Annotated in this window: 20 protein-coding genes; 12 read left to right on the forward strand and 8 right to left on the reverse strand. The window is 71.5% G+C overall.

The window, feature by feature from the left end; all coding sequences use genetic code 11:
- Positions 1-4: 4 nt before the first annotated feature.
- From ACFVV1_RS26470 to ACFVV1_RS26480, 3 genes are all read right to left on the reverse strand, one after another.
- The gene (locus ACFVV1_RS26470; protein ID WP_389993756.1) at positions 5-1,483 is read right to left on the reverse strand and encodes a M23 family metallopeptidase; all 1,479 of its coding nucleotides are present in this window, start codon (positions 1,481-1,483) and stop codon (positions 5-7) included.
- A 314-nt stretch (positions 1,484-1,797) separates the two neighbouring features.
- Positions 1,798-1,953, reverse strand: a complete 156-nt coding sequence (locus ACFVV1_RS26475; protein ID WP_389993758.1) for a hypothetical protein — start codon at positions 1,951-1,953, stop codon at positions 1,798-1,800.
- Positions 1,954-1,967: 14 nt separating this feature from the next.
- On the reverse strand, positions 1,968-2,879 hold the full coding sequence (locus ACFVV1_RS26480) for an esterase/lipase family protein (RefSeq protein ID WP_389993761.1): 912 nt from the start codon (positions 2,877-2,879) through the stop codon (positions 1,968-1,970).
- Between the two features lie 370 nt (positions 2,880-3,249).
- On the opposite strand from ACFVV1_RS26480, the gene ACFVV1_RS26485 reads away from it, so the two are divergent.
- The gene (locus tag ACFVV1_RS26485; RefSeq protein WP_384457612.1) at positions 3,250-3,663 is read left to right on the forward strand and encodes a cobalamin B12-binding domain-containing protein; all 414 of its coding nucleotides are present in this window, start codon (positions 3,250-3,252) and stop codon (positions 3,661-3,663) included.
- Between the two features lie 281 nt (positions 3,664-3,944).
- Here the strand turns inward: ACFVV1_RS26485 and ACFVV1_RS26490 are convergent, their stop codons facing one another.
- Together ACFVV1_RS26490 and ACFVV1_RS26495 are read right to left on the reverse strand one after the other, a co-directional pair.
- Positions 3,945-5,582, reverse strand: a complete 1,638-nt coding sequence (locus ACFVV1_RS26490) for a DUF5691 domain-containing protein (RefSeq protein WP_389993764.1) — start codon at positions 5,580-5,582, stop codon at positions 3,945-3,947.
- Between the two features lie 102 nt (positions 5,583-5,684).
- Positions 5,685-7,121 (reverse strand): SWIM zinc finger family protein, encoded by a 1,437-nt coding sequence (locus tag ACFVV1_RS26495; RefSeq protein ID WP_389993767.1) that lies wholly within the window; start codon positions 7,119-7,121, stop codon positions 5,685-5,687.
- A gap of 133 nt (positions 7,122-7,254) precedes the next feature.
- On the opposite strand from ACFVV1_RS26495, the gene ACFVV1_RS26500 reads away from it, so the two are divergent.
- The 6 genes from ACFVV1_RS26500 (at position 7,255) to sucD (ending at position 15,081) form a co-directional block, all read left to right on the forward strand.
- Positions 7,255-7,728, forward strand: a complete 474-nt coding sequence (locus tag ACFVV1_RS26500) for an MmpS family transport accessory protein (RefSeq protein ID WP_389993770.1) — start codon at positions 7,255-7,257, stop codon at positions 7,726-7,728.
- A gap of 111 nt (positions 7,729-7,839) precedes the next feature.
- Positions 7,840-8,952, forward strand: a complete 1,113-nt coding sequence (locus ACFVV1_RS26505; RefSeq protein WP_389993773.1) for an AAA family ATPase — start codon at positions 7,840-7,842, stop codon at positions 8,950-8,952.
- On the forward strand, positions 8,949-11,399 hold the full coding sequence (locus ACFVV1_RS26510; RefSeq protein WP_389993776.1) for a DUF5682 family protein: 2,451 nt from the start codon (positions 8,949-8,951) through the stop codon (positions 11,397-11,399). Before ACFVV1_RS26505 ends, ACFVV1_RS26510 begins: the two co-directional genes overlap by 4 nt.
- Positions 11,396-12,613, forward strand: a complete 1,218-nt coding sequence (locus ACFVV1_RS26515; RefSeq protein ID WP_389993779.1) for a vWA domain-containing protein — start codon at positions 11,396-11,398, stop codon at positions 12,611-12,613. Before ACFVV1_RS26510 ends, ACFVV1_RS26515 begins: the two co-directional genes overlap by 4 nt.
- A gap of 380 nt (positions 12,614-12,993) precedes the next feature.
- Positions 12,994-14,175, forward strand: a complete 1,182-nt coding sequence (gene sucC / locus ACFVV1_RS26520; RefSeq protein WP_266358625.1) for an ADP-forming succinate--CoA ligase subunit beta — start codon at positions 12,994-12,996, stop codon at positions 14,173-14,175.
- Positions 14,176-14,196: 21 nt separating this feature from the next.
- The gene (sucD, locus tag ACFVV1_RS26525) at positions 14,197-15,081 is read left to right on the forward strand and encodes a succinate--CoA ligase subunit alpha (RefSeq protein WP_389993782.1); all 885 of its coding nucleotides are present in this window, start codon (positions 14,197-14,199) and stop codon (positions 15,079-15,081) included.
- Positions 15,082-15,294: 213 nt separating this feature from the next.
- Here sucD and ACFVV1_RS26530 read toward each other — a convergent pair whose 3' ends face one another.
- Positions 15,295-16,671, reverse strand: coding sequence for a helix-turn-helix domain-containing protein (locus ACFVV1_RS26530; protein WP_389993785.1), 1,377 nt, complete (start codon positions 16,669-16,671; stop codon positions 15,295-15,297).
- Between the two features lie 125 nt (positions 16,672-16,796).
- Here ACFVV1_RS26530 and ACFVV1_RS26535 point away from each other — a divergent pair, with 125 nt between their 5' ends.
- A complete protein-coding gene (locus ACFVV1_RS26535; protein ID WP_389993787.1) occupies positions 16,797-18,416 on the forward strand; it encodes a DUF6350 family protein in 1,620 nt (539 codons plus the stop codon).
- A gap of 13 nt (positions 18,417-18,429) precedes the next feature.
- Here the strand turns inward: ACFVV1_RS26535 and ACFVV1_RS26540 are convergent, their stop codons facing one another.
- A complete protein-coding gene (locus tag ACFVV1_RS26540) occupies positions 18,430-19,365 on the reverse strand; it encodes a hypothetical protein (protein WP_389993790.1) in 936 nt (311 codons plus the stop codon).
- 365 nt (positions 19,366-19,730) lie between these two features.
- Between ACFVV1_RS26540 and purN the strand changes: the two genes are divergently transcribed.
- Both purN and purH read left to right on the forward strand, forming a co-directional pair.
- On the forward strand, positions 19,731-20,387 hold the full coding sequence (gene purN / locus ACFVV1_RS26545; RefSeq protein ID WP_389993792.1) for a phosphoribosylglycinamide formyltransferase: 657 nt from the start codon (positions 19,731-19,733) through the stop codon (positions 20,385-20,387).
- Positions 20,374-21,927, forward strand: a complete 1,554-nt coding sequence (gene purH, locus ACFVV1_RS26550) for a bifunctional phosphoribosylaminoimidazolecarboxamide formyltransferase/IMP cyclohydrolase (RefSeq protein WP_389993794.1) — start codon at positions 20,374-20,376, stop codon at positions 21,925-21,927. The genes purN and purH overlap by 14 nt, the downstream gene beginning before the upstream one ends.
- A 102-nt stretch (positions 21,928-22,029) precedes the next feature.
- Here the strand turns inward: purH and ACFVV1_RS26555 are convergent, their stop codons facing one another.
- Positions 22,030-22,620 carry a hypothetical protein gene (locus ACFVV1_RS26555; RefSeq protein ID WP_389993796.1) on the reverse strand — a complete coding sequence of 197 codons (591 nt, stop codon included), beginning with the start codon at positions 22,618-22,620 and terminating at the stop codon, positions 22,030-22,032.
- 237 nt (positions 22,621-22,857) lie between these two features.
- Between ACFVV1_RS26555 and ACFVV1_RS26560 the strand changes: the two genes are divergently transcribed.
- Positions 22,858-23,721, forward strand: a complete 864-nt coding sequence (locus tag ACFVV1_RS26560; protein ID WP_389993798.1) for a bifunctional methylenetetrahydrofolate dehydrogenase/methenyltetrahydrofolate cyclohydrolase — start codon at positions 22,858-22,860, stop codon at positions 23,719-23,721.
- 29 nt (positions 23,722-23,750) lie between these two features.
- On the forward strand, positions 23,751-24,416 hold the full coding sequence (locus ACFVV1_RS26565) for a DUF3017 domain-containing protein (RefSeq protein ID WP_389993800.1): 666 nt from the start codon (positions 23,751-23,753) through the stop codon (positions 24,414-24,416).
- Positions 24,417-24,906 lie beyond the last annotated feature (490 nt).

A 24,906-nucleotide genomic window follows, 5' to 3' on the forward strand; every position in this document is an offset into this window, starting at 1 on the left:
TGGCTCAAGTCGGGTTGAGGCCGTGGCTGCGGAGCCAGGGCAGCGGGTTTATTGCCGCTCCGCCCCCGGGCCGTACCTCGAAGTGCAGGTGCGGGCCTGTGGAGTTCCCCGAATCCCCGGAGTACGCGATCACATCGCCGGCCTTCACCGGGCCGGAGCGGATCCTGGTGCTGCTGAGGTGGCAGTACCAGGTCTCGGTGCCGTCGGCCATGGTGACGATGGCCATGTTCCCGTAGGCGCTGTTCAGCTGGGTGCGTACGGTGCCGTCGGTCGCGGCCATCACGGGCGTGCCGTACGAGACGGGGAAGTCGATGCCCGTGTGCACGGACATCCAGTTGACGCCCGCCTGGCCGAAGTACGCGCTGAGGCCGTGCTGCGCGACCGGCAGGAGGAATTTGGGGCGCAGCGCCTCCTTGCGGGCGGCCTCTTCCTCGCGCTTCTTCTTCTCGGCGGCCTGCCGCTCCCTCAGGTCGATGCGTTCCTGGGTACGGCTGGCGCGGTCGGCGAAGTTCTCCGCGTCGGCGCTGAGGTTGGCGAGCTGGGTGTCCAGCTTGTTGTTGGCGTCGACCGGCTTGACGGAGCCGGGGTCGGCGGCCGCCATCGTGGTGTTGTTGTCCTTCTTGTCCTCGCCGCCCAGTCCGCTGACGGAAGCCGCGGCGATACCGGCCACGCTCATCACGCAGGCGGAGGGAATGGCGACGGTGAGGAGCGCGGAACGCTTCGCGGGGGAACGCCGCCGACTGCGACCACCGGCGCCGCGGGTGGCGGTGCGGCCGAGGGGGCGGTGGGCTTCGAGGGGAGCGTCGGCCGTGTCGCGGTTCGCGGCGGCGGCCTTGTCGTCGCCGGTGGCTTCGTCGGCTTGGTGCCCGTCGGTGTCGAAGTCCGTCTCCGGGAGGCTGAACTCGGCGGTGTGGTGGGCCTCGTACGGGGCGTACGGCTGGTGTGCGTCGTACGCCTCGTGTGGCGCTGGTGCCTCGTGCAACACCTGTGCGGTTTGCGTGGTTTGCGCGGTTTGCTCTTCGTGCTCGGGCGTGGCGCCGGTGTTCCAGGCGGTGGCGTCGTACGCGCCGGTGTCGTAGACGGCCGTGCCGGTCGTCGCCCACTGCCCGGTCCGGTGCCAGTCGTTGGTCTCCCACTGGCCCGTGGCGTCCGGGGCGCCACCCTGTGCCGGAACGCCGGCGAAGGTGGCGGTGGGCGCCCAGGCGGCTGTGGTGTCGTACACCGGGCCTGCGGCGTACTGCTGCTGCTCGGGCTGTGCCGGGTACGGGGCGTAGGCGTCGTGCGAGGTGGTCGGGTGCGCGCCCGTGTCCCACTGGGTGGAGTCGTACTGGCCGCTGTATCCGGCCTGCCCGGTGTCGTAGCCGCTGTCGTACGCGCCGTCGTAGTGACCGGGGAGGGAGCCGAAGAGCGGATCGCTGTCGAAGCTGCCGGTGGCCTGGCTGTCGTATCCGGCGAACCCGGCGTGGGGGTGCTGGTCGTTCACCAACTTCTCTCTCGCCTCGGCAGCAGGACCTGTGTGCTGGGGTCCGGTGGGGGAATTCCGAATCCCAGGGGGAGTAGTGGCCGCGACTGTACCCGGCGGTATGCGACGTCGACAATCTTCGACGGGTTCGGGTGGCTCAGGAAACGGGCAATCGGCCGCCTTTCGACGGACCGTCCACACAGCCTTGGCTCTATGTTCGAAACCTGTTCTATTCGTGTGGTCCGGTGGAGGTCGGCGGGGTGGCCTGTGCCATCGAAGCTCGAGTGACTTGTGGTGCTGGTGCTGGTGCTGGTGCTGGTGCTGGTGCTGGTGCGTCAGGGGTGGCTGCCGGGGGCGTCCCCCGGGCGGGTGGCCGGGCCGGCGTCCCCGGCTCCCGCACCGAGAACCCTGACCGGAGACCGCTTGTCCCAGTCCGGCATCTCGGCCGTCGACGCGACCCACGCCAGCACCTGCTCGGTGGGCGAAGCCACAGCACCACCCCGGCTCAGGCAGCTCCTCCGGCCTCGGAATCTCCCTCAGCTTCGGAAGTTCCAACAGCTTCGGAAGTTCCAACGGTTTCGGTCGTCGATTCGCCGGACTCCAGCGCCTGCCGGACCGCGGTGGCGACGGTCGGGTGCACCGGGAGCGCGAGATGGCCGATCCCGCTGACACGTACGTTCAGCGCGTCGAGATCCGGATGGTCGATGCAGGCCGCCTCGGCAGGGACGATCACCTGGTCCAGCTCGCTCCAGAAGCTCACGAACCGGGTGCGGCAGCCGGGCGCCGGCCTGCGCAGTTCCTCGATCGGCGCGGAGCCCGTACGCATCTGGCGCACGATGGGATGAGCGCTGGCCAGCGGGGCGACGGCCGTGCCTCCGTGCGGTGTGCCGAGCGTGACCAGGGTGCGGACCCGCTGGTCACCGCCCAGCCGCTGCACGTAGTAGCGGGCGATCAGCCCGCCGAGGCTGTGCCCGACGATGTCGACCTCGTGGTGTCCGGTGCGGGCGCAGATCTCCTCGACGTGCCGCCCGAGCAGCTCGGCCGCCGTACGGATGTCGCAGGTCAGCGGCGAGTAGTTGAGCGACTCCAGATGGTGCCAGCCGTGCCGGGCGAGGGAGCGGCGGAGCAGGACGAAGACCGAACGGTTGTCGATGAAACCGTGCAGGAGCACGACGGGCGGCCGCTCGCTGCCCTCGGTGGGGAGGGCGGATGTCCCGGCGGGCGCGGTGCCGGTGGGTGGTCCGGCCGGGCGTGGCGTGGGCTGCCGCTCTCCGGCGATGCCGGTGGCGTACAGGAGTACGTGCCCGGTGAGAACCACCAGCTCGAGCACGGTGGCCTTGAGCAGTGCGGATGACAGCCGGATGCGACACGGACACGGCCGGCGCAGCAGTGGCGGTGGGAAAGGCAGGACCTGCATGGCCGACCTCCTGCTTCGGCAAGCGGGGAGGCGGCTCCGGTCCCCGTCTGCCCTCGTGGAGTGCCGTTGCGGAGGCACGGGCGGTCAGCCCGGCCGGGGTCCGGTCCCGATGCCGACGGGCCCGGCGGTCCGTACCACCGTGCCGCGCGGCTGGCGGCGCGGTGGTACGGCGACCTCGTAGCGGCTCCCCTGGCGGCCGGTCCCGCACGGCAGGTGTGCCGCATCGAAGGGAACGGCGCCCGGTGAACATGTCCCACGTGTGATTTCCCCCTCCCCGTCCACCGCGAAACAGCGGGTTGCGGGATGCTGTCGATAACGTTCGTTCACATCCCCGGCCCTTCAGGCACGGGAGACGCATGTGGAGGCAGTGATGGGTGTGACCGGTCCGATCCGTGTGGTGGTGGCCAAGCCGGGCCTGGACGGCCATGATCGCGGAGCCAAGGTGATCGCGCGGGCGCTGCGCGACGCCGGTATGGAGGTCATCTACACCGGGCTCCACCAGACGCCCGAGCAGATCGTGGACACCGCGATCCAGGAGGACGCCGACGCGATCGGCCTCTCGATCCTCTCCGGTGCGCACAACACGCTCTTCGCCAAGGTGATCGAGCTCTTGAAGGAGCGCGAGGCGGAGGACATCAAGGTCTTCGGCGGCGGCATCATTCCGGAGGCGGACATCGCACCGCTGAAGGACCAGGGCGTCGCGGCGATCTTCACCCCGGGTGCGACGACGGCGTCGATCGTCGACTGGGTCAACGCAAACGTCCGCCACCCGGCGGAAGCCTGACCCCCCCACCCAGGCCGGGCTGGCCCACTGACCCTGACGGGCGCCGGGGACGGCTGTGCGGGGACGGCCGCACGGGGCGCCTGCGTGGGGAGGTACGTACGGGGTGGTCGGCCGGAGCTGCGTGCCCGGGACCGGCCCGCCGCCCGCCCGTGTCGCTTGCCAGGGCGACCGGTCCGGGCGGCCAAGCGTATGGGCGCGGGGACCGGGCCGAGGCCACCGGGACTGATACCTGTCCCTGGTCCCCGACCGCGCCCAGGAGGCCCGCGCCCGCTGAGCAGTCCTCAGCCGGGGCTGCTGTGCTTCCCGCGGTCGAAGTTCGCCGATTCGACTCGGCCCGGTATCAGTTCCAGGTCCATCGCCGCGCGCAGTCGCAGTGTGGAGACCAGTCGTTGGAAGGCCTCCGACCAGTAGCCGTTCGCGCCCGGTGAGGCGTTCTCCGGTTCGTCCGGGGTGGTGGTGAGGACCTCCAGGCGGTCTGCCTCGGCCGGGTTCAGGCAGCGTTCGGCCAGGCCCATCACGCCGCTGAAGCTCCACGGGTAGCTGCCCGCGTCCCGGGCGATGTCCAGGGCGTCGACGACCGAGCGGCCGAGCGGCTCGGACCAGGGGGTCGGGCAGACCCCGAGCAGCTGGAACGCCTCCGACAGCCCGTGCGCCGCGATGAAGTCGGCCACCCATTCGCCCCGTTGGGCCGCGGGAAGCATGGCGAGGAGCTTCGACCGCTCGGCGAGCGACGCCGTGCCGGGGCCGTTCGACGGAGGGACGGAAGGGGCGCCGAGCAGTGCGCGGGCCCACTCCGGATCCCGCTGGCGCACCGCTGCCCGGCACCAGGCGGCGTGCAGTTCCTCGGCCCAGCCGTCGGCCACCGGCAGGGCGACGATCTCCTGCGCGGTGCGCCCGCCGAACCGCGCCGGCCAGGTGGCGAGCGGGGTCGCCTCCACCAACTGGCCGAACCACCAGGACCGTTCCCCCCGCCCGGACGGCGGCACCGCCACCACGCCGTCGCGCTCCATCGAGGCGTCGCATTCGTGCGGGGCCTCCACGGCGACGGAGGCGTCGTCCGCGAGGTCCGGGCTCACACAGGACAACGCGCGGGCCGCCATCCGTCCGGCGAACGCCGACTCCGGCAGCGCGGACAGCAGTTCGGCAGCCGTCGAGCGGACATTGCGGCTGCGGTCGGAGAGGGCCTGTTCCAGGAAGGTCTCGTCCACGGCGGACAGCCCTGTGCGCAGTGAGTCCAGGAACATCAGCCGGTCTTCGGCGCGCTCGGTGGACCATGTGGTGGCGAGCAGCGCGAGCGCTTGCGCGGGATCGTGTGCCCGTACTGCCCCGAGCAGGGCGACCCGTTCGGCGAACAGACCCTCCTCCCACAGCCGGGTGACCGCTTCCGAATCCGTGACATCGGGCAGCAACGAGCCGCCGGGCGAGCCGCGCAGCGCGAACTTCCACTCGGGGTTCAGCCCGGCCAGCCACAGCCCGCGCGGCCCGGCGAAGGCCAGGGCCTGCGGCCGTAGATCGGTACGGGATCTGGCTGCGTCGAGCAGGGGCGGGAGCAGCGCGGCCGGTGCCCGGAAGCCGTGCTGATTGGCGGTGGCCAGCCACTGCGGGATCAGTTCCGTGAGATCGGGGGCCGTACCGCGCCGGCCACCCGAGCCGCCCGCTGCCGACCGGTCCGCGAGCAACTGGGCCAGTCTGCGCCGCGCGGCCGTGGGCAGCGGTGGCCTCGGGTCGGCGGGCGCCGGCTCGGGCCGGGGGCAGGCAGGGGCGGGCAGCAGCCCCGCTCTGCGCCGCACGGTGTGGAGCGCCGCCGCGTCCAGCAGTCCGGCCGGCCCGTCGTTTCCCTCCGCCGGCCGGCGGTCGGTGCCGAGAAGCGCCGTAGTGACGAGTTCTTCCCATGGCGCGGGTGTGATGGTGCGAGGCATTGGTCCCCCTTCGGACTTCGAACCCTTTGGACTTCGGCCCCTTCGACCCCTTCGAACCCTTTGAGTCCTTCGAGGAGCCCTTCGAATCCTTCGAATCCAGCGTCAGATGAGCCGCACGGTCTCGGACGCCGTATCGGCGCTGCTGATCCCGGCGCTGCCTGCGGCGTCGGCCCCGTCCGCGGACCAGGCCGCGAGCGGGTCGAAACCGCGGTGGCCGCATTCGCCGAAGACCGTGACCGGAGAGCCGCCGGAGAGCGCGACGAGCTTCCACAGCCCGGGCCGGGACAGCGCGGACGGAGCGAGGGGCAGGGCCGCCTCGCCCGCCGCGTCGACCAGTTGCCAGCCGTCCCCGGACGGCACGGGTATGACCTCGTGCAGCGTCACCGGCCAGGTGTCGAGCCATGGGTCGTCCCGCAGGGCGTCCCCGTACGCGCCGATCGCGGTCGCCACCGTGCCACCCGGAGGTGGTGTGCCTGCCGGGGACGGGACACCGAACTGCCGGCCCAGCTCCGCCCGTAGCCGGCCCATGCCCGGATAGGGCGTGATCTCGGCGTCGATCGTGACACCCACCGGCAGTGCCAGCCCGGGGGAGCGCCCGGCCGCCCCGAAGGAGAGCAGCAGCGCCGCGCGGCCCGAGTCCTTGCCGTGGAGCCAGATCCGGCGCGTGACGATCTTGCCGTCCGGGGTGTCGTACTGCGCGAGGACCAGCCACTTGTCGCGGATCGGCGGGCCCTCGGCGGAGGCGGTCAGCCCCACCCGGGTACGCACCGTGGCCGCCAACGGCTCCGGCAGCCGGCTGATTCCCAGCCAGGCGCTGTCCAGCAGATGCAGCAGCGCGCACTCCTCCAACAGCCGTTCCGGCCAGCCCGGCCCGGACGCGGGGATGGACCCCAATTCCCTTACGCGGGCGGCCAGTCCGGGAGCCTGGGCATCGACCATGCGGGCCGCCGTCTCCTCCCACAGCCCGTACCCCGATTGATCGGCCGCCGCCAGGCCGCCGTGCAGCAGGTCCGTCAGCCGCTGCTCGAGCTCCTGTGCTCCGCCGGTGATCCGCTCGGCCCGGCGCTCGGCACGTCGCCGGGCGGCCTCCGGGTCGGCCGGGCCCGTGGCCGAGGCGCCGCCCGGCGCCGGCCCGTCATTTCCCTCCTTCTCCGACGCACGCTTGCGACGGCCCGTCAGCCACTCACCGGCCCAGTCCGGAACCTCGCCCGTGGGCAGGGCCGATTCGCCGGACGCCCAGACCAGCAGCAGGCCCAGCGCGTGCTTGCACGGGAACTTCCGGCTGGGGCAACTGCACTTGTACGCAGGGCCGGTGGTGTCGACCACCGTCTGGTACGGCTTGCTTCCGCTTCCCTTGCACAGCCCCCACACCGCACCCGAACCGTCACATCCGCCGCCCGACCAAGGGCCGGTCGAACCGAGCTTGCTCCCCGCCTTGCGTGATGCCTCGTCAGGAGCGAGGGCCAGGACCTGCTCCACCGTCCAGCGCGCCGCCGGGTCGGCCGTGCGCGAGGGTTCTCCCCCGTGAGATAGCAGCATGGGAACGACGGTAGAACCCACCACTGACAATCGACCTGAACTGCTGATTCGTCGTCCCGAGCAGACCTTGACCTCGCTTTCGCTCTGCGATTCGCTGCGAGCTCCTGACCTCTGGATCCGGGGGGATCAACCGATGAGCCACACCGCCCGCAACTTCCGCAATGTCCACAGCTTCCGTGACCTCTGCACCGTTCACAGGGCTCGCACGGTTCGTACCGCAGTCTGCGCAGCGGCCGTCCTCGGCCTCGCCGTGGGCCTCGGCGCCTGCTCCGAGACCGTCGATCAGGTGGACAAGGCCGTGAACGAGGCGTACGAGGTCACCTACGAGGTCACCGGCACGGGCGTCGACGAGATCCAGTTCCACGGGGGCGGTGGAAAGGCCATGGAACCGGAGATCGAGACGGTCAAGTCCCCCACCCTGCCGTGGCGGAAGACCGTCACGCTGCGTGGAATCATGCCGCCCGCCGTCATGCCGATCGCCCTGGACGGGAACGGGGCCGACGTCGCCTGCTCGATCACGCACAAGGGCAAGGTCATCACGGAGGCCAAGGGCGAGGGCCTCATCACCGCGGGTGGCTGTGTCGCCGTCTCGCCGGTGGCCGGTTGAACTCCCGGTCCGTAGTGGCCGAATCGGCCCTGACCTGCGGTCGGGGCCGATTGTCAGTGCCATGGTGCACGGTGGGAACCACATCAGGTCGACCGATCTGGAGGGGGATCCATGACCGTGTCCGAAACCACCGCCACCGATGGCGTTCAGGCCCTGCGCCCGCATGCCGAGGACGTCTTCGCCCATGAGCTGAAGGCCCTCGCCGCGGCCGACGACCGCCCGCGGCCCGCCCGTTGGCAGCTGTCCCCGTGGGCCGTCGCCACCTACCTGCTCGGCGGCACACTGCCGGACGGCACGGTGATCACGCCCAAGTACGTCGGCCCGCGCCGCCTCGTCGAAGTCGCCGTGACCACACTCGCCACCGACCGTGCCCTGCTGCTCCTCGGCGTCCCCGGCACCGCGAAGACCTGGGTGTCCGAGCATCTCGCGGCCGCCGTCAGCGGTGACTCGACACTGCTCGTCCAAGGCACGGCAGGCACCCCGGAGGAAGCCATCCGCTACGGGTGGAACTACGCCCAGCTGCTCGCGCACGGGCCCAGCCGCGACGCCCTGGTGCCCAGCCCCCTCATGCGCGCCATGTCCGGCGGCATGACCGCGCGGATCGAGGAACTCACCCGTATCCCCGCCGATGTGCAGGACTCGCTCATCACCATCCTGTCGGAGAAGACGCTCCCCGTCCCCGAACTGGGGCAGGAGGTCCAGGCGGTCCGCGGTTTCAACGTCATCGCCACCGCCAACGACCGTGACCGCGGGGTCAACGAGTTGTCCAGCGCGCTGCGCCGCCGGTTCAACACCGTCGTGCTGCCGCTGCCGGAAACCCCCGATGCCGAGGTCGACATCGTCTCCCGGCGCGTCGACCAGATCGGGCGCTCGCTCGACCTCCCGGCCGCGCCCGACGGCCTGGCCGAGATCCGGCGCGTCGTCACCGTCTTCCGCGAACTGCGCGACGGCGTCACCACCGACGGCCGTACCAAACTCAAGTCCCCCTCGGGGACGCTGTCGACGGCCGAGGCGATCTCCGTCGTCACCAACGGCCTGGCGCTGGCCGCGCACTTCGGGGACGGCGTGCTGCGCCCCGGTGACGTGGCGGCCGGCATCCTCGGCGCGGTCGTCCGCGACCCCGCGGCCGACCGGGTGGTCTGGCAGGAGTACGTGGAGACCGTCGTCCGGGAGCGGGACGGGTGGAAGGACTTCTACCGCGCCTGCCGCGAGGTATCCGCATGACCCGGGCCACGCCGCCCGGCGGACCGCTGCTGCTGGGGGTGCGGCACCACGGACCGGGCTCGGCCCGAGCCGTCCGTGCGGCCCTGGATGCCGCCCGCCCGCGGGCCGTGCTCATCGAGGGGCCCCCGGAGGGTGACGCGCTCCTTCCGCTGGCTGCCGACGAGCGGATGCGCCCGCCGGTCGCGCTGCTCGCCCACGCCGTGGACGACCCGGGGCAGGCGGCGTTCTGGCCGCTGGCCGCGTTCTCCCCCGAATGGGTGGCGATCCGCTGGGCGCTGGCTCACGACGTGCCGGTCCGTTTCATCGACCTGCCCGCGGCGAACTCGCTGGCCATGACACGGGCAGCGGAACACCAGGACGGCCAGGACGGGAACGGGGAGGGAGACGGGGAGTCGGGGACGCTCGCCGGCGGCTCGCCTGCGCGCGCCCCGGTCGACCCCATCGGCGTACTGGCCGAGACGGCGGGTTACGACGACCCGGAGGCCTGGTGGGAGGACGTCGTCGAACACCGCACCCAGGACGGTGAGGCCACCGACCCGCGGGCACCGTTCGCCGCGCTCGCCGAGGCCATGACCGCCCTGCGCGAGGTGTACGGCGACGGCGGCCATCCCCGGGACACCGTCCGCGAGGCGTATATGCGCATCCAACTACGCAAGGCGGCAAAGGAGTTCGGCGACGACATCGCCGTCGTCTGCGGCGCCTGGCACGTGCCCGCGCTCGGTACGAGGGCCACGCTCGCCGCCGACCGGGCCCTGCTCAAAGGGCTCCCCAAGGTCAAGACCGAACTGACCTGGGTGCCCTGGTCGCACCGCCGACTCGCCCGGCACAGCGGTTACGGGGCGGGCATCGACTCGCCCGGCTGGTACGGGCACCTCTTCGACGCCGCCGACCGCCCGATCGAGCGGTGGATGACCAAGGTCGCCGGACTCCTGCGCGACGAGGACCGGTTCGTCTCGTCGGCCCACGTCATCGAGGCCGTCCGGCTCGCCGAGACCCTGGCCGCCATGCGCGGCCGCCCGCTCGCCGGGCTGACTGAGACGACCGACGCGATCAGGGCCGTGATGTGCGAAGGCTCCGACGTGCCGCTCGCGCTCGTACGGGACCGGCTGATCGTCGGCGAGACACTCGGTGAAGTGCCGGACACCGCCCCCGCCGTACCCCTGCAACGCGACCTCACCCGACAGCAGCGCACGCTCCGGCTCAAACCGGAGGCGCTGGAGCGGGAGTTGGAGCTCGACCTGCGCAAGGACACCGACGCGGCCCGCAGCCGGCTGCTCCACCGGCTGCGGATCCTGGCCGTCGGCTGGGGCGAGTCCGCTACCGGCCGGGCCGGCACCGGCACCTTCCGGGAGAGCTGGCGGCTGCGCTGGGAACCGGAGCTGTACGTACAGGTCGCGGAGGCCGGGACATGGGGCACCACCGTGCTCTCCGCGGCGACCGCCAAGGCCGAGTTCCGGGCGACCGCGGCGACCGGGCTCGCCAAGGTCACCGCGCTGGCCGAGCACTGTCTCCTCGCGGAACTGCCCGAAGCGCTGCCCGTGGTCATGAAGGCCCTCGCGGACCGTGCCGCGCTCGACGCCGATGTCGGCCATCTCGCCGACGCCCTGCCCGCACTGGCCCGCACCCTGCGCTACGGCGACGTGCGGTCCACGGACACCGCGGCGCTCGGCAGGGTCGCGGCCGGGCTCGCCGAGCGGATCTGCGTCGGACTGCCACCCGCGTGCACCGGACTCGACGCCGAAGGCGCCGCCGAACTCCGCCGCAGGGTGGACGGGGTCCACACCGCGATCGGCCTGCTCGGCGGGGCCGTTCGGACGGACGCCGACGGGGACGGGCTGCGCGAGCGCTGGACCGCCGTACTGCACAAGCTCGCCGCCCGGGACACGGTCGCGGGCGTCATCCGGGGCCGTGCGGCCCGTCTGCTGCTCGACGAAGGACGGCTCGCGGAGGACGACGCGGCACGTCTGATGGGCCTGGCCCTCTCACCCGGCACACCCCCGGCCGACGCCGCGGCCTGGATCGAGGGGTTCGTCGGCGGAGCCGCCGGGGGCGGCATGCTCCTCGTCCACGACGAGCGGCTGCTCGGCCTGGTCGACGCCTGGCTCACCGGGGTTCCCGCCGACACCTTCGCCGATGTGCTGCCCCTGCTGCGCCGCACCTTCTCGGCGTACGAAGCGGGCGTACGGCGCACGCTGGGCGAGCTCGTACGGCGCGGTCCGGCCGCCGGGGGACCGGCCGCCGGCGCCGACGGCACCGCGGCCGCGGCACCCGGCTTCGGCCCCGGACTCGACGGGGCCCGGGCCGACGCGGTGGTACCGGTACTGCGCCTCCTGCTCGGTCTGGACACCGACACCCACACGCACACCGAATTGGATCCGGCCCCGGGAGGCGTCAACCCGGGCGAGCGTGCCGAGAACGTCAAGGAACCGCTGGGGGCAACGGGATGACCACGAACACGGCCGACACCACACCGCACCCGGCCCACGGCTCACCGCCCAGCCCGGCCGACGACGAACGGCTGCGCCGGTGGCGGCTGGTCCTGGGCGGGGACAGCGCCGAGAGCACCGGCTGCACCCTCACCGGACGCGACGCCGCGATGGACGGGGCACTGGCCGCGCTCTACGGCGGCGGAGGCCGACCCGGAGGACGGGGCGGGAACAACCGCTCGGCCGGACTCGGAGCCTCCGCCCCCTCCGTGGCCCGCTGGCTCGGCGACATCCGTACGTACTTCCCCAGCTCCGTCGTCCAGGTCATGCAACGTGACGCGATCGACCGGCTCGGCCTCTCCGCCCTCCTCCTCGAACCGGAGATGCTGGAGGCCGTCGAGGCGGACGTCCATCTCGTCGGAACGCTCCTCTCGCTCAACAAAGCCATGCCCGAGACGACGAAGGAGACCGCGAGAGCGGTCGTACGCAAGGTCGTCGACGATCTGGAGAAGCGGCTCGCCACCCGCACCCGGGCCACCCTCACCGGCGCACTGGACCGCTCGGCGAAGATCAACCGGCCCCGCCACCACGACATCGACTGGAACCGCACCATCCGGGCCAACCTCAAGAACTACCTCCCGGAGTACGGCACCGTCGTACCCGAGCGCCTCATCGGCTACGGGAGGGCCGCGCAGTCCGTGAAGAAGGACGTCATCCTCTGCATCGACCAGTCGGGATCGATGGCCGCCTCCGTCGTCTATGCCTCCGTCTTCGGCGCGGTGCTCGCCTCCATGCGCACCCTGCGGACCAGACTCGTCGTCTTCGACACGGCCGTGGTCGACCTCACCGACCAGCTCGACGACCCCGTCGACGTCCTCTTCGGCACCCAGCTCGGCGGCGGCACGGACATCAACCGCGCGCTCGCCTACTGCCAGTCGAGGATCACCCGCCCGGCCGACACCGTCGTCGTGCTCATCAGCGACCTGTACGAGGGCGGCATACGCAACGAGATGCTGAAGCGGGTAGCCGCGATGAAGGCCTCCGGCGTGCAGTTCGTGACGCTGCTCGCGCTGTCCGACGAGGGGGCGCCCGCCTATGACCGCGACCACGCGGCGGCCCTCGGGGCCCTGGGCGCACCGGCGTTCGCGTGCACCCCGGATCTCTTCCCGGAAGTGATGGCTGCGGCGATCGAGAAGAGGCCGCTCCCTGTACCGGACAAGGAGGCCCAGCAGTGAGCCCCATCGGGGAAGGGGACCCGCGCCGGCAGGGAAACTCGCATCAGCAGGGGCTCGCGCCGGTAACTCGCACCGGTAGGGAAAGGGGCTCGCGTGGAGCGCGTCCCGGCCTGTTCGGGGGTCCGTCCCGGTACACCACGGCCGTGCGGAGTTGTCCGCTGCGACCCGGCGACCGGCCGGGTCTGTGACCGTAATCACCGCTCAGGTGCGACCTGCGATTTAGGGTCACGCGGAGCGCGGGGATAACCTGCGAGATGGACATGCCGCGTACTCCGGGTCACCCTGTGCGCCTTCCTAGTGACAGAGCAGTCACATTGCCCCTCGCGGCACGCCCACGCAGAAAACGAACCGCGAGACCATTGATTAAGGGACGGACGCGCGTGGACCTGTTCGAGTACCAGGCGAGGGACCTCTTCGCCAAGCACGGTGTACCGGTGCTGGCCGGTGAAGTCATCGACACGCCTGAGGCAGCCCGCGAGGCGACCGAGCGGCTGGGCGGCAAGTCGGTCGTCAAGGCGCAGGTGAAGGTCGGCGGCCGCGGCAAGGCCGGCGGCGTCAAGCTGGCCGCCACCCCCGACGAGGCGGTCGCCCGCGCGACCGACATTCTCGGCATGGACATCAAGGGCCACACGGTCCACAAGGTGATGATCGCCGAGACCGCGCCGGAGATTCTTGAGGAGTACTACGTCTCGTACCTCCTCGACCGCACCAACCGCACCTTCCTGGCCATGGCCTCGGTGCAGGGCGGCATGGACATCGAGGAGGTCGCGGAGAAGACCCCCGAGGCCCTCGCGAAGGTCCCGGTCGACTCCAACACCGGTGTGACGATCGAGAAGGCCCGCGAGATCGTCGCCCAGGCGAAGTTCCCGGCCGAGGTGGCCGAGAAGGTCGCCGAGGTCATGGTGACGCTGTGGGACACCTTCGTCGCCGAGGACGCGCTCCTCGTCGAGGTCAACCCGCTCGCCAAGGTCGCCTCCGGCGACGTCCTGGCGCTGGACGGCAAGGTGTCTCTCGACGAGAACGCCGACTTCCGTCAGCCCGAGCACGAGGCGCTCGAGGACAAGGCCGCAGCCAACCCGCTCGAGGCTGCCGCCAAGGCCAAGAACCTCAACTACGTCAAGCTCGACGGCGAGGTCGGCATCATCGGTAACGGTGCCGGTCTGGTCATGTCGACCCTGGACGTCGTCGCGTACGCCGGTGAGAACCACGGCAACGTGAAGCCCGCCAACTTCCTCGACATCGGTGGCGGCGCCTCCGCAGAGGTCATGGCGAACGGCCTGGAGATCATCCTCGGCGACCCGGACGTCAAGTCCGTCTTCGTCAACGTCTTCGGCGGCATCACCGCGTGCGACGAGGTCGCCAACGGCATCGTCCAGGCTCTTGCGCTGCTCAAGAGCAAGGGCGAAGAGGTCACCAAGCCGCTGGTCGTGCGCCTCGACGGCAACAACGCGGAGCTGGGTCGCAAGATCCTTTCCGACGCCAACCACCCGCTCGTGCAGCGCGTGGACACCATGGACGGCGCGGCCGACAAGGCCGCCGAGCTCGCCGCGGCTGCGAAGTAAGGGACGAGGGACTCCAACACCATGGCAATCTTCCTCACCAAGGACAGCAAGGTCATCGTCCAGGGGATGACCGGTGCCACCGGCATGAAGCACACCAAGCTCATGCTCGCCGACGGCACCAACATCGTCGGCGGCGTGAACCCGCGCAAGGCCGGCACGTCCGTCGACTTCGACGGCAACGAGGTACCCGTGTTCGGGACCGTCGCCGAGGCGATGGAGAAGACCGGCGCGAACGTGTCGGTTCTCTTCGTGCCGCCGGCCTTCGCCAAGGCCGCCGTCGTCGAGGCGATCGACGCCGAGATCCCGCTGGCCGTCGTGATCACCGAGGGCATCGCCGTCCACGACTCCGCCGCCTTCTGGGCGTACGCGGGCTCGAAGGGCAGCAAGACCCGGATCATCGGCCCGAACTGCCCCGGCCTGATCACCCCCGGTCAGTCCAACGCCGGCATCATCCCGGGCGACATCACCAAGCCCGGCCGCATCGGTCTCGTGTCCAAGTCCGGCACGCTGACCTACCAGATGATGTACGAGCTCCGTGACATCGGCTTCTCCTCCGCCGTCGGCATCGGTGGCGACCCGGTCATCGGTACGACGCACATCGACGCCCTCGCGGCGTTCGAGGCCGACCCCGAGACCGACCTCATCGTGATGATCGGCGAGATCGGCGGCGACGCCGAGGAGCGTGCGGCCGACTTCATCGCGAAGAACGTCACCAAGCCGGTCGTCGGTTACGTCGCGGGCTTCACCGCCCCCGAGGGCAAGACCATGGGCCACGCCGGCGCCATCGTCTCCGGCTCCTCCGGCACCGCGCAGGCGAAGAAGGAGGCCCTGGAGGCCGCCGGCGTCAAGGTGGGCAAGACGCCGACCGAGACCGCCAAGCTGGCGCGCGAGATCCTCGGCGCCTGATCGCTTCACCGCGTCGGAGCAGTACCGCAGTATCGCGTCACCCGCACAGACGGCGCGGGCCCGTACCCCGGTCAGGGATACGGGCCCGCGCCGTTTCTTTCTGCGCGGCCGCGGCTCCGTCCGCGCCTCGGGCCGTGCCCCGTTCGCGCCTCGGGTGAGGCCCCGTCCGTGCCTCCCGCCGTGGCTTGTCCGTCAGCCGGTTCCCGCTCGCGTTCAGCCGGGGTGGGGGAGCAGCCGGGCCGGGCCCTGTACGAGCTCGCCGTGCAGCTGCTTCTGCAGCTTCAGGTCCTGCGGCGTCAGCCTCTGCGGGCCACTTCGTGGCGGCACCCCCTCGACTTGCTGAGCGGGTGACTCCGGGGTCTCGTACCGCGTCGGACCCGTCGCCAGGGTGAACAGCGTCGCCCCGATGAGCAGCACCACGAAGGAGATGACCGCCCTGGTCCACAGCTGGGCCCGGCGCGCGCTGTCCGTACGGATCACGTCGGGCGAAGGGAGCGAGGCGGGGGTCTGGGCCTCGGCGAGCGCGCCGAGCTGTTGATGCAGGAGTGCCGACTGCTCGGCGGGGGACGACGGTTCCGCCAGCTCGGGCAGCCGCTCGGCGACCGCGGCACGGGCGTTCATCAGCCGGCTCGCCGTCGCCGGAGTGCTGGCCTCCGTCTCCGCCGCGGTCTCCGGCAGGCCCAGGCCGACACCGTCGTGGAGCAGCAGGGTGCGGCGGTACGACGGCGGCAGGTCGAGCAGCGCGTCGAGCAGTGCGCGCGCGCCGGGTTCGGCGGGTGGCGGCTCGCGGTGCGTGCGGCGCAGTCGGTGCCAGGGTGACATCGCGTACTCGTACGCGGCCGCCCGCACCCACCCCACCGGATCACGGTCCGCCACGACCTCGGGCCAGCGGTCCCAGGCCAGCGCGAAGGCCCGCGCGACGGACTCCTGGGAGAGGCTCCGGCGCCCGGTCAGCAGAAACGTCTGCCGGAAAAGGGCGGCAGCGCAGTGCTTGTACAGGGCATCGAAATCCTCGACCGCTGCGGCTTCTGCTGCTGCCGCCGCTGCCTCTGCCGCCTCTGCCTCGACCGCTGCCTCAAGTGCTGGTGCTGTCGCCTCAGGTTCTTCACTCGCGCCGGATGCCTCGGGGGTGCCGGGCAGATCGGGGGTGGTGCCGGGCTCGGTCGGGGCCATGGCGGAACTCCCGGTGGCTTCGACGGGGGTCGGCGGACGGGACGGCGTGCGGGACGGCGGTTTCATGGACGTCACCAGCTTGGACAGCCGCGCGACCGCCGTCGGCGTCGCCGGACGGGCCGCCCGCTTGACGGCGGCCTTCGGCCGGGTGCTCGAGGCGGTGGACTTGGTCCGGGCGCTCGGAGGCGCGGCCTGCGGGCCTGTCCGGCCGCCGCTGATCAGCCTGGCATACACCTCACCCTTTCGCCCCCGGGGCGTGGTGCGGCCCGTCTCCCAGGACCGGACCGTGGCCCGGGTGACGCCCACCGCCATCGCGACCTGCTCTTCACTCAGCGACTTCGCCTCACGCAGTCTGCGGAGCGCCTTGGGGGAGGGGAGCGCAGGGGCGGTGGCCACATCGGTCGAGCTCTGCGTCATGAATGAACCCCCGTGGACCTGCACTGGGCGAAAAAGTACATAAACGCATATTGGGCGACACGGCGGCTGTTCGCCCGTTACACGGAATAAGCGCGTGTCGTTGGGAGCATGACGGGGTGACCCAAGTGACCGAAGGAAGCCCGTCGTTGTCGGCAGAGCAGGGCCGGTCCGCCGTGCTGGCCTTCACCTTCCTGCGTGGGGTTCTCGCGGCCGGGCTGGGGCTGGGCACACTCACCGTGCTCGTCATGGTGCTGTGGATCAGCTCTCCGGCCCCCGACGACGGCCCCGGCGGCGCCCTCCACACGGCGGCCGGGCTCTGGCTGCTCGCCCATGGTGCGGAGCTGATCAGGACCGACACGCTTGGCGGAGCCCCCGCTCCGGTCGGCCTCGTTCCGCTGCTGCTCGCCGTCGCGCCGGTGTGGCTGGTGCACCGCGCGGCCCGGGATGCCCTGGAGCCGGACGAGGGGCGTCCGGCACCCTCGGCGGCGGCCGCGTTCGCCCTGGTCGTCGGCGGATATCTGTTGGTCGGGGGCGCTGTCGCGCTCTACGCGCGGGGCGGTTCGCTGTCCGTGCACACGTCGTCGCTGCTCTTCCCTTCGTCCATTGTGGTGGCGGGCGCGGCGGCGGCCGGGGTCTGGACGGCATCCGGGCGCCCGTTCGGGCCGCCGCCGTCCTGGGCGCCGGTGCGCCTGCACGAGGAGCTGGCGCGTTCCCGGTTCAGGGAGCGTGCCGATGCGGTGTGCCGGTCGGCGGCGGCCGGGGTGGCGGTGCTGCTGGGCGGCGGGGCGCTGCTCGTCGCTGTGGGACTGGTCTGGCATGCCCCGGCGGCTCAGCAGTCGTTCGTCCAGCTCTCGGGCGACTGGGCAGGCCGCGTCTCGGTGGTGCTGCTCGCGCTGGTGCTGGTGCCGAACGCGGCGGTGTGGGGTGCCGCGTACGGACTCGGGCCGGGGTTCGCGCTCGGTACGGCGTCCACGGTCACCCCGCTCGCGTTCTCGGGGCGCCCGGCGCTGCCCGTCTTCCCGTTGCTCGCCGCGGTGCCGGACCAGGGTCCGGGGACGGCCCCGAACTGGGCGGCCGCGGTGGTGCCGGTCGCGGCCGGGGTGACGGTCGCCTGGTTCACGGTGCGGCGGACCGCGCCCGCCCACGCCGGACGGCACGAGGTGTGGAGCCTGCGGGAGACCGCGCTGACGGCCGGGCTGGGGGCGCTGGGGTGCGGGGTGGGTACGGCGGTGCTGGCCGCGGCTGCCGGAGGGCCGCTCGGCACCCGTGCGCTGGCGGAGTTCGGCCCGGTGTGGTGGCTGACCGGTGCGGCGGCCCTGGTGTGGACGGCGCTGCTCGGCGTTCCCGGGGCGCTCCTGGTGCGGGCCTGGCGTCTGCGGGGCGGCGACCGGGGCCGGTGGTGGAGGCGGGGCCCGGCGCAGGAGGTGACGGCAGAGGCGGCGGAAGGGGCGCCCGTTGCCCAGACGCCTGCTGAGGTGCCTGAGCGGGCGCCTCAGCAGACGGGCAGCGGCCGACGGTGGTGGACACGGTCCGGGCGCCGGGAAGCGGGCGAGAAGGCCGAGCCGGTGTCCACGCCGGGAACGCTGCCAACCCCCGTATGCACCCCCGTATGCACCCCCGGGGGCCCACCCGCCGCGGCGGACGGCGGGAGGGCCGAGGACTCCGAGTCGTACGACTTCCTGCCGGCCGATCCCTGGCACGAACGGACGACGGTCCGGCCTCCCGAGGAGGCCGGACCGTCGTGAATTGAGTGAGGTGTCACTTCTTGACGCCGAAGAAGGGTTCCAGCGGCTTCGGCAGCTGGTCGTTGCAGGCCAGTTGGCCGGACTTGGTCAGGGCGTCGTTCACACAGGTGTAGTAGTCGCGGTAGACCAGCTGCACCGTGAACGTGGTCGCAACGATCGAGAGCGCGAGCAGCGCCGTCACCAGCCCGCTGACCGCGGCCGTGGTCTGCTGCCTGCCGTAGCCCGGAGCGGGTGCGCCGGGTGCGCCGGGCCCGGGGACATGCCCGGAACCGGAACCCTGAAGAGGACCGGCAGCCGGTGTACCGGACGCCGCGCCCGCCCCGGGGGCCCTGGTGGCGCCGCCCGGTCCGGATGCCCCCTCCGGCTTCGCCCGCAGCGAGCTGATCGACCAGTACACGGCGAGTACGCCGAGCAGCAGGGCGATCTCCGGGAAGTCGAAGAGCGCGAAGAAGAAGGCCCACATACCGGAGAGCAGTGCGTAGCGGGCGCGCCGCTGGGCGGGGTCGGTCGGGTCCCAGCGCAGTCCGCCGGGTTTGCCCTCGGGGCCGCCCCGGCCGTTCGGCCCGCCCGGGCCTCCGGGGCGACCGCCGAAGCCGCCGCTCTGGCGACCGGGCTGCCGGCTGCTCCACTGGCTGCCCCAGACCGGCCGGTCGTCGGAGGAACCGTCCTCGGGCGACCCGTCGCCGTTGTCCCGGCCTCCGGTCCCCTGGCCGTTCCCGTTTCCGCCGTTTCCGTTTCCGGTGTTTGAAGGGTGGCGGGGCTGCCAGAGCTGATCGGGCCGGTTCTCCGGCGGCGCGGCGAACGGGTTGTCATCGGAAGGAGTACCGGAAGATGAAGAACCGGAAGAAGAAGAGGAAGGGCCCGTAGGGGACTGGCGCTCTCGCAGCAGCAGTGGGGTCTGCTCGGGCAGCGGGTGGCGGAAGGCGGTGCGGCGGCGTCGGTCCGGCATATGGTGAACGTCTTCCCCATCTCGTCATTTCCGCCCTGCGGACGGTTCCCTGTCCCCTGACGCTACCTCCCGGCCGGAAGGGACCGAAAGCTGGGAGCGGCTGCGCCAGGCAGCCGATACCCGTCCCCCCGGACACTCCCACGCATTCCGCAGCCGATCCCCGGCCGACCCCCAACCGGTCCGCAGCCGATCCGTAGCCGTCCCCTGGCCCCTCACCCCCGTCCCGTGGGGGCCTCCCGAGGTGCCGGTATCGTTGCTGACGGTCGGCTCGTTCGTAGAGTTCCCCGTATCACGGGGCTCGATTCTTTCGTACGACCATACAAATCAGCGTCACTCTGCTTCACCACGCGAGAAAGGGCCCAGCCGTGGCCTCCCCGCCCCCTTCCCCCGCACCGGCCCGTCTGGTCGTCCTGGTTTCCGGCTCCGGCACGAACCTTCAGGCTCTGCTCGACGCCATCGGCGACGATCCCGAGGGCTTCGGTGCCCAGGTCGTCGCGGTCGGCGCCGACCGCTCCGGCATCGTCGGTCTGGAACGGGCGGAGCGCGCCGGACTGCCGACCTTCGTGTGCCGGGTCAAGGACTACGCCACCCGCGAGGAATGGGACGCGGCGCTCGCGGCCGCGACGGCCGAGCACCGCCCGGACCTCGTGGTGTCCGCGGGGTTCATGAAGATCGTGGGCAAGGAGTTCCTCGCCCGGTTCGGCGGCCGGTTCATCAACACCCACCCCGCCCTGCTCCCCAGCTTTCCCGGTGCCCATGGGGTGCGTGACGCACTCGCGTACGGCGTGAAGGTCACCGGGTGCACCGTCCACTTCGTCGACGACGGCGTCGACACCGGTCCGATCATCGCGCAGGGCGTGGTCGAGGTGGCCGAAGCGGACACGGCGGAGGGCGAAGCCGCTCTCCACGAACGCATCAAGGAAGTCGAGCGCAAGCTGCTCGTCGAGGCCGTGGGGCGGCTCGCCCGTGACGGCTATCGCATTGAGGGACGAAAGGTTCATCTCGGTCATGTCGGTGAATAAGCCCATCCGCCGCGCCCTGGTCAGTGTCTACGACAAGACGGGGCTCGAAGACCTCGCCCGCGGTCTGCACGAGGCGGGTGTCGAGCTCGTCTCCACCGGCTCCACCGCCGGGAGGATCGCCGCCGCCGGGGTACCGGTCACCAAGGTCGAGGAGCTCACCGGCTTCCCCGAGTGCCTGGACGGCCGCGTCAAGACGCTGCACCCGCGCGTCCACGCCGGCATCCTCGCGGACCTGCGCCTGGACGCCCACCGCGAGCAGCTCGCCGAACTCGGCGTGGAGCCGTTCGACCTGGTGGTCGTGAACCTCTACCCGTTCAAGGAGACCGTCGCCTCCGGCGCGTCCGCCGACGAGTGCGTGGAGCAGATCGACATCGGCGGCCCGTCCATGGTCCGCGCCGCCGCCAAGAACCACCCGTCCGTGGCCGTCGTCACCAGCCCCGAGCGGTACGCCGACGTCCTCACCGCGGTCAAGGCCGGCGGCTTCGACCTGACCGCCCGCAAGCGGCTGGCGGCCGAGGCGTTCCAGCACACCGCCGCGTACGACGTGGCCGTGGCCTCCTGGTTCGCCGACGACTACGCCGCCGCCGACGACTCGGGCTTCCCCGACTTCTTCGGTGCCACGTACGAGCGCAAGAACGTCCTGCGGTACGGCGAGAACCCGCACCAGCCCGCCGCGCTCTACACCTCCGGTGCCGGTGGCCTGGCCGAGGCGGAGCAGCTGCACGGCAAGGAGATGTCGTACAACAACTACACGGACACCGACGCCGCGCGCCGGGCCGCGTACGACCACGCCAAGCCGTGCGTCGCGATCATCAAGCACGCCAACCCGTGCGGCATCGCGATCGCCGACGACGTCGCGGAGGCGCACCGCAACGCGCACGCCTGCGACCCGCTGTCGGCCTTCGGCGGCGTCATCGCCGTCAACCGCCCGGTGACCGTCGCCATGGCCGAACAGGTTGCGGAGATCTTCACCGAGGTCATCGTCGCCCCGGCGTACGAGGACGGCGCGGTCGAGATCCTTGCCCGCAAGAAGAACATCCGCGTGCTGCGCTGCCCCGACGCCCCGACCTCCACGGTCGAGGTCAAGCCGATCGACGGCGGCGCGCTGCTCCAGGTCACCGACCGCCTCCAGGCCGACGGCGACGACCCGGCCAACTGGACCCTCGCCACCGGTGAGGCCCTCTCCGAGGACGAGCTGAAGGAGCTCGCCTTCGCGTGGAAGGCCTGTCGCGCGGTCAAGTCCAACGCGATCCTGCTCGCCAAGGGCGGCGCCTCGGTGGGCGTCGGCATGGGCCAGGTCAACCGGGTCGACTCCGCGAAGCTGGCCGTCGAGCGTGCGGGCGAGGAGCGGGCGCGGGGCGCGTACGCCGCGTCCGACGCGTTCTTCCCGTTCCCGGACGGGCTGGAGATCCTGACCGCGGCCGGCATCAAGGCCGTGGCCCAGCCGGGCGGTTCGGTCCGTGACGAGCTGGTCGTCGAGGCCGCGAAGAAGGCGGGCGTGACGATGTACTTCACGGGTACGCGGCACTTCTTCCACTGACCCGGCAGAACGACCGAAGGCCGTACCCCCGCACGTGGGCGGGGGTACGGCCTTCGTGTGATTCCGGTGCCGCGACGGCGGGCCGGCAGGCCCGCGGCCGGATCAGTACTGCGGCTGCTGCTGGCGGTTGAACCAGGCGTTGCCGTCGGCCCGCGCGACGAAGACGATGATCAGCACGGCGAGAACCGTGTGGATGAGACCGAAGATGACGAACGGGTAGATACCGAGAATCGCGGTGATCGCACCGAAGACGATCGCCGTGATGCGGATGCCGTTGGTCCCCTTGCCGAACTTCACGGCCAGGAAGACGGCGAAGACGCCCCACAGCACTGCAAAGACCACGATGGCCCACAGGGCATTGCCGGAGTAGTCGGCGAGCTGCTGGAACTGAACGTCGTCCTTGAGCGTCGAGTCGTTCTTGGCGGCGTTCACGGCCGCGGCGGCGATCGCGAAGATGACCGCGCCGATGACCTGCAGGCCAGTGATCACGTAGAGCATGACGCGGGCTGCCTTCACGCCGCCCGGCATCTCGGTGGGCACACCAGGGAAGCCATAGCCGCCCTGCACCGGCGGGGCCGCGGGATAGCCGCCCTGCTGCGGCACACCCTGCGGGGACTGCTGCGGGTAGCCGTACCCCGGCTGCCCGCCCTGCTGCTGCTGGCCGTAGGGGTTGTTCGGGTCGCCGAAGCTCATGGCGAATTTCCTCCGTTGCAAAAAGTGCGGGGACGACGCGGTCCGAGCGGAGGAAACATGCGCAATGAGTACGGTCTGTCCCCCCGACACTGTCCGCGGTACTGCGCGGCTCATCGTGGTCTTGACATCGGCTTTTTGTCCAGCCGATTGCCGAATGTGTTGTGCAAGCGCAATCTGCCGGCCATCCACGGCACCCGGAATTGGTATGCGGGCGGGGTCATCCGCGAGTATGGGGACATGACTGCCCAGATTCTCGATGGCAAGGCCACCGCAGCCGCGATCAAGTCCGATCTCACCGTCCGCGTGGCGGCCCTCAAGGCGCAGGGCATCACCCCTGGCCTGGGAACCCTGCTCGTCGGGGACGACCCGGGCAGCCGGTGGTACGTGAACGGCAAGCACCGCGACTGCGCTCAGGTCGGCATCGGCTCCATCCAGCGCGAACTCCCCGACACCGCCACCCAGGAGGAGATCGAGGACGTCGTGCGGGAGCTCAACGCCAACCCGGAGTGCACGGGTTACATCGTGCAGCTTCCCCTCCCCAAGGGGATCGACACCAACCGCGTCCTGGAACTGATGGATCCGGCCAAGGATGCCGACGGCCTCCACCCGATGAACCTCGGCCGGCTCGTGCTCAACGAGACGGGCCCGCTGCCCTGCACCCCGCAGGGCGTCGTCCAGCTGCTCCGCCACCACGACGTGGAGATCAACGGGGCACACGTCGTGGTCGTGGGCCGCGGTGTCACCATCGGCCGCTCGATCCCGCTGCTGCTGACCCGTAAGTCCGAGAACGCCACCGTCACCCAGTGCCACACCGGTACGCGTGACCTCTCCGCCCAGCTCAAGCAGGCCGACATCATCGTTGCCGCCGCCGGAGTGCCGCACATCATCAAGCCCGAGGACGTGAAGCCGGGCGCGGCCGTGCTCGACGTCGGCGTCAGCCGGGACGAGCACGGCAAGATCGTCGGGGACGTTCACCCGGGTGTCGCCGAGGTCGCCGCGTGGCTCTCCCCGAACCCGGGCGGTGTCGGCCCGATGACCCGCGCCCAGCTGCTCGTCAACGTGGTCGAGGCGGCCGAGCGCAACGCGGCCGACGCCGTCTGAGTCGGCCGACCCGATCCGGAAGGAACCTCATGGGTGCTGGTACGAGTCCGGCCGACCCGGCCGCCGCGGCGGACCGGACGTCTCCGGTGCCGTCGGAGGTGGAAACGGACACGGACGCGGAGGCGGGGGCGGACATGGCTGGTGCGGGCGCGGGCGAGGGATCGGGCGCCGGTGACGGTGACGGTGCGGCGGATGAGGCCGCGGCGGCCCGTGACGAGGCGGAAACGGCTGCCGGTGATGACGCCGGCGCCGCGGACGCCGGTCCCGGCAGCGCCCCGGGGGCCGCTCCGGCCGCACGCCCGTCGCGGAGGTTCCCGTTGTTCACCCGGGACACCGCGCGCCCCGAGGGCGGTGGCCGGGCCGCGTCCGGGAGCGCGCCCGCCCCGGCCCGGCAGTGGCCGCTGCTCGCCGTGCTCTGCACGGCCGGGATCGGGCTGCTGATCGTGGCCGTCGACCCGTTCGCCGAGGCCTTCAGGATCGGCACGATGCTGATCGGCGTGGCTCTCATCGGGGGCGCGGTGCTGCGGATCGTCGTCCCGTCGGTGGGCATGCTGGCGGTCCGTTCCCGCTTCACCGACCTGGTGACGTACGGACTGCTCGGCTTCCTCATCGTGATGCTCGCGCTGGTGGCACAGCCCAAGCCGTGGCTGGACATTCCGTTCCTGGAGGACGCGGTCCACTTCACGATCCGCTGAGGCCGCCCGTACGGCCGCGCCGCCGGCGGATGGTGTCCGTCCCCTCCCCCGAGAAGGGACGGACACCCGAGGACGGGGCCGCCGGACCGCAGCCGCTCCGGAACGTGGTGACGTGAGCGGCCTTGCCTCGTCCTGCGTTCAGCCTTGTGGACGGCGAAGACAGGTACAAGGGAACCCTGTGGCCTGTGGCACGGAAGTGACCATTCCGCCACGGTGTGATCGCTTCTGCAACGATGTGATCGCACCTGCAATGGTGGCGCGTTCACCCCTCACCGTCGACCCGGGGGCGCGCGGAGACGCGCACGTGGACCCGAACGCCCCCGTACGCCCCGTATCCAGGAACAGCCGGCCGGCGTTCGCGCAGACTCCTGGGTAGTTTCGGAACGGAATACGGATTGACGCTCTCCCTCCTGAAGGAGGGAGATTCTTACGGCTCGCGCCGTGAGACTTCCTGTTTCATCGCCGACTGCCCGCCCGGAGTTCTCCGTTG

The sequence above is a fragment of the Streptomyces sp. NPDC058092 genome (assembly GCF_042884935.1).
In the GTDB taxonomy this organism is placed as follows: Bacteria; Actinomycetota; Actinomycetes; order Streptomycetales; family Streptomycetaceae; genus Streptomyces.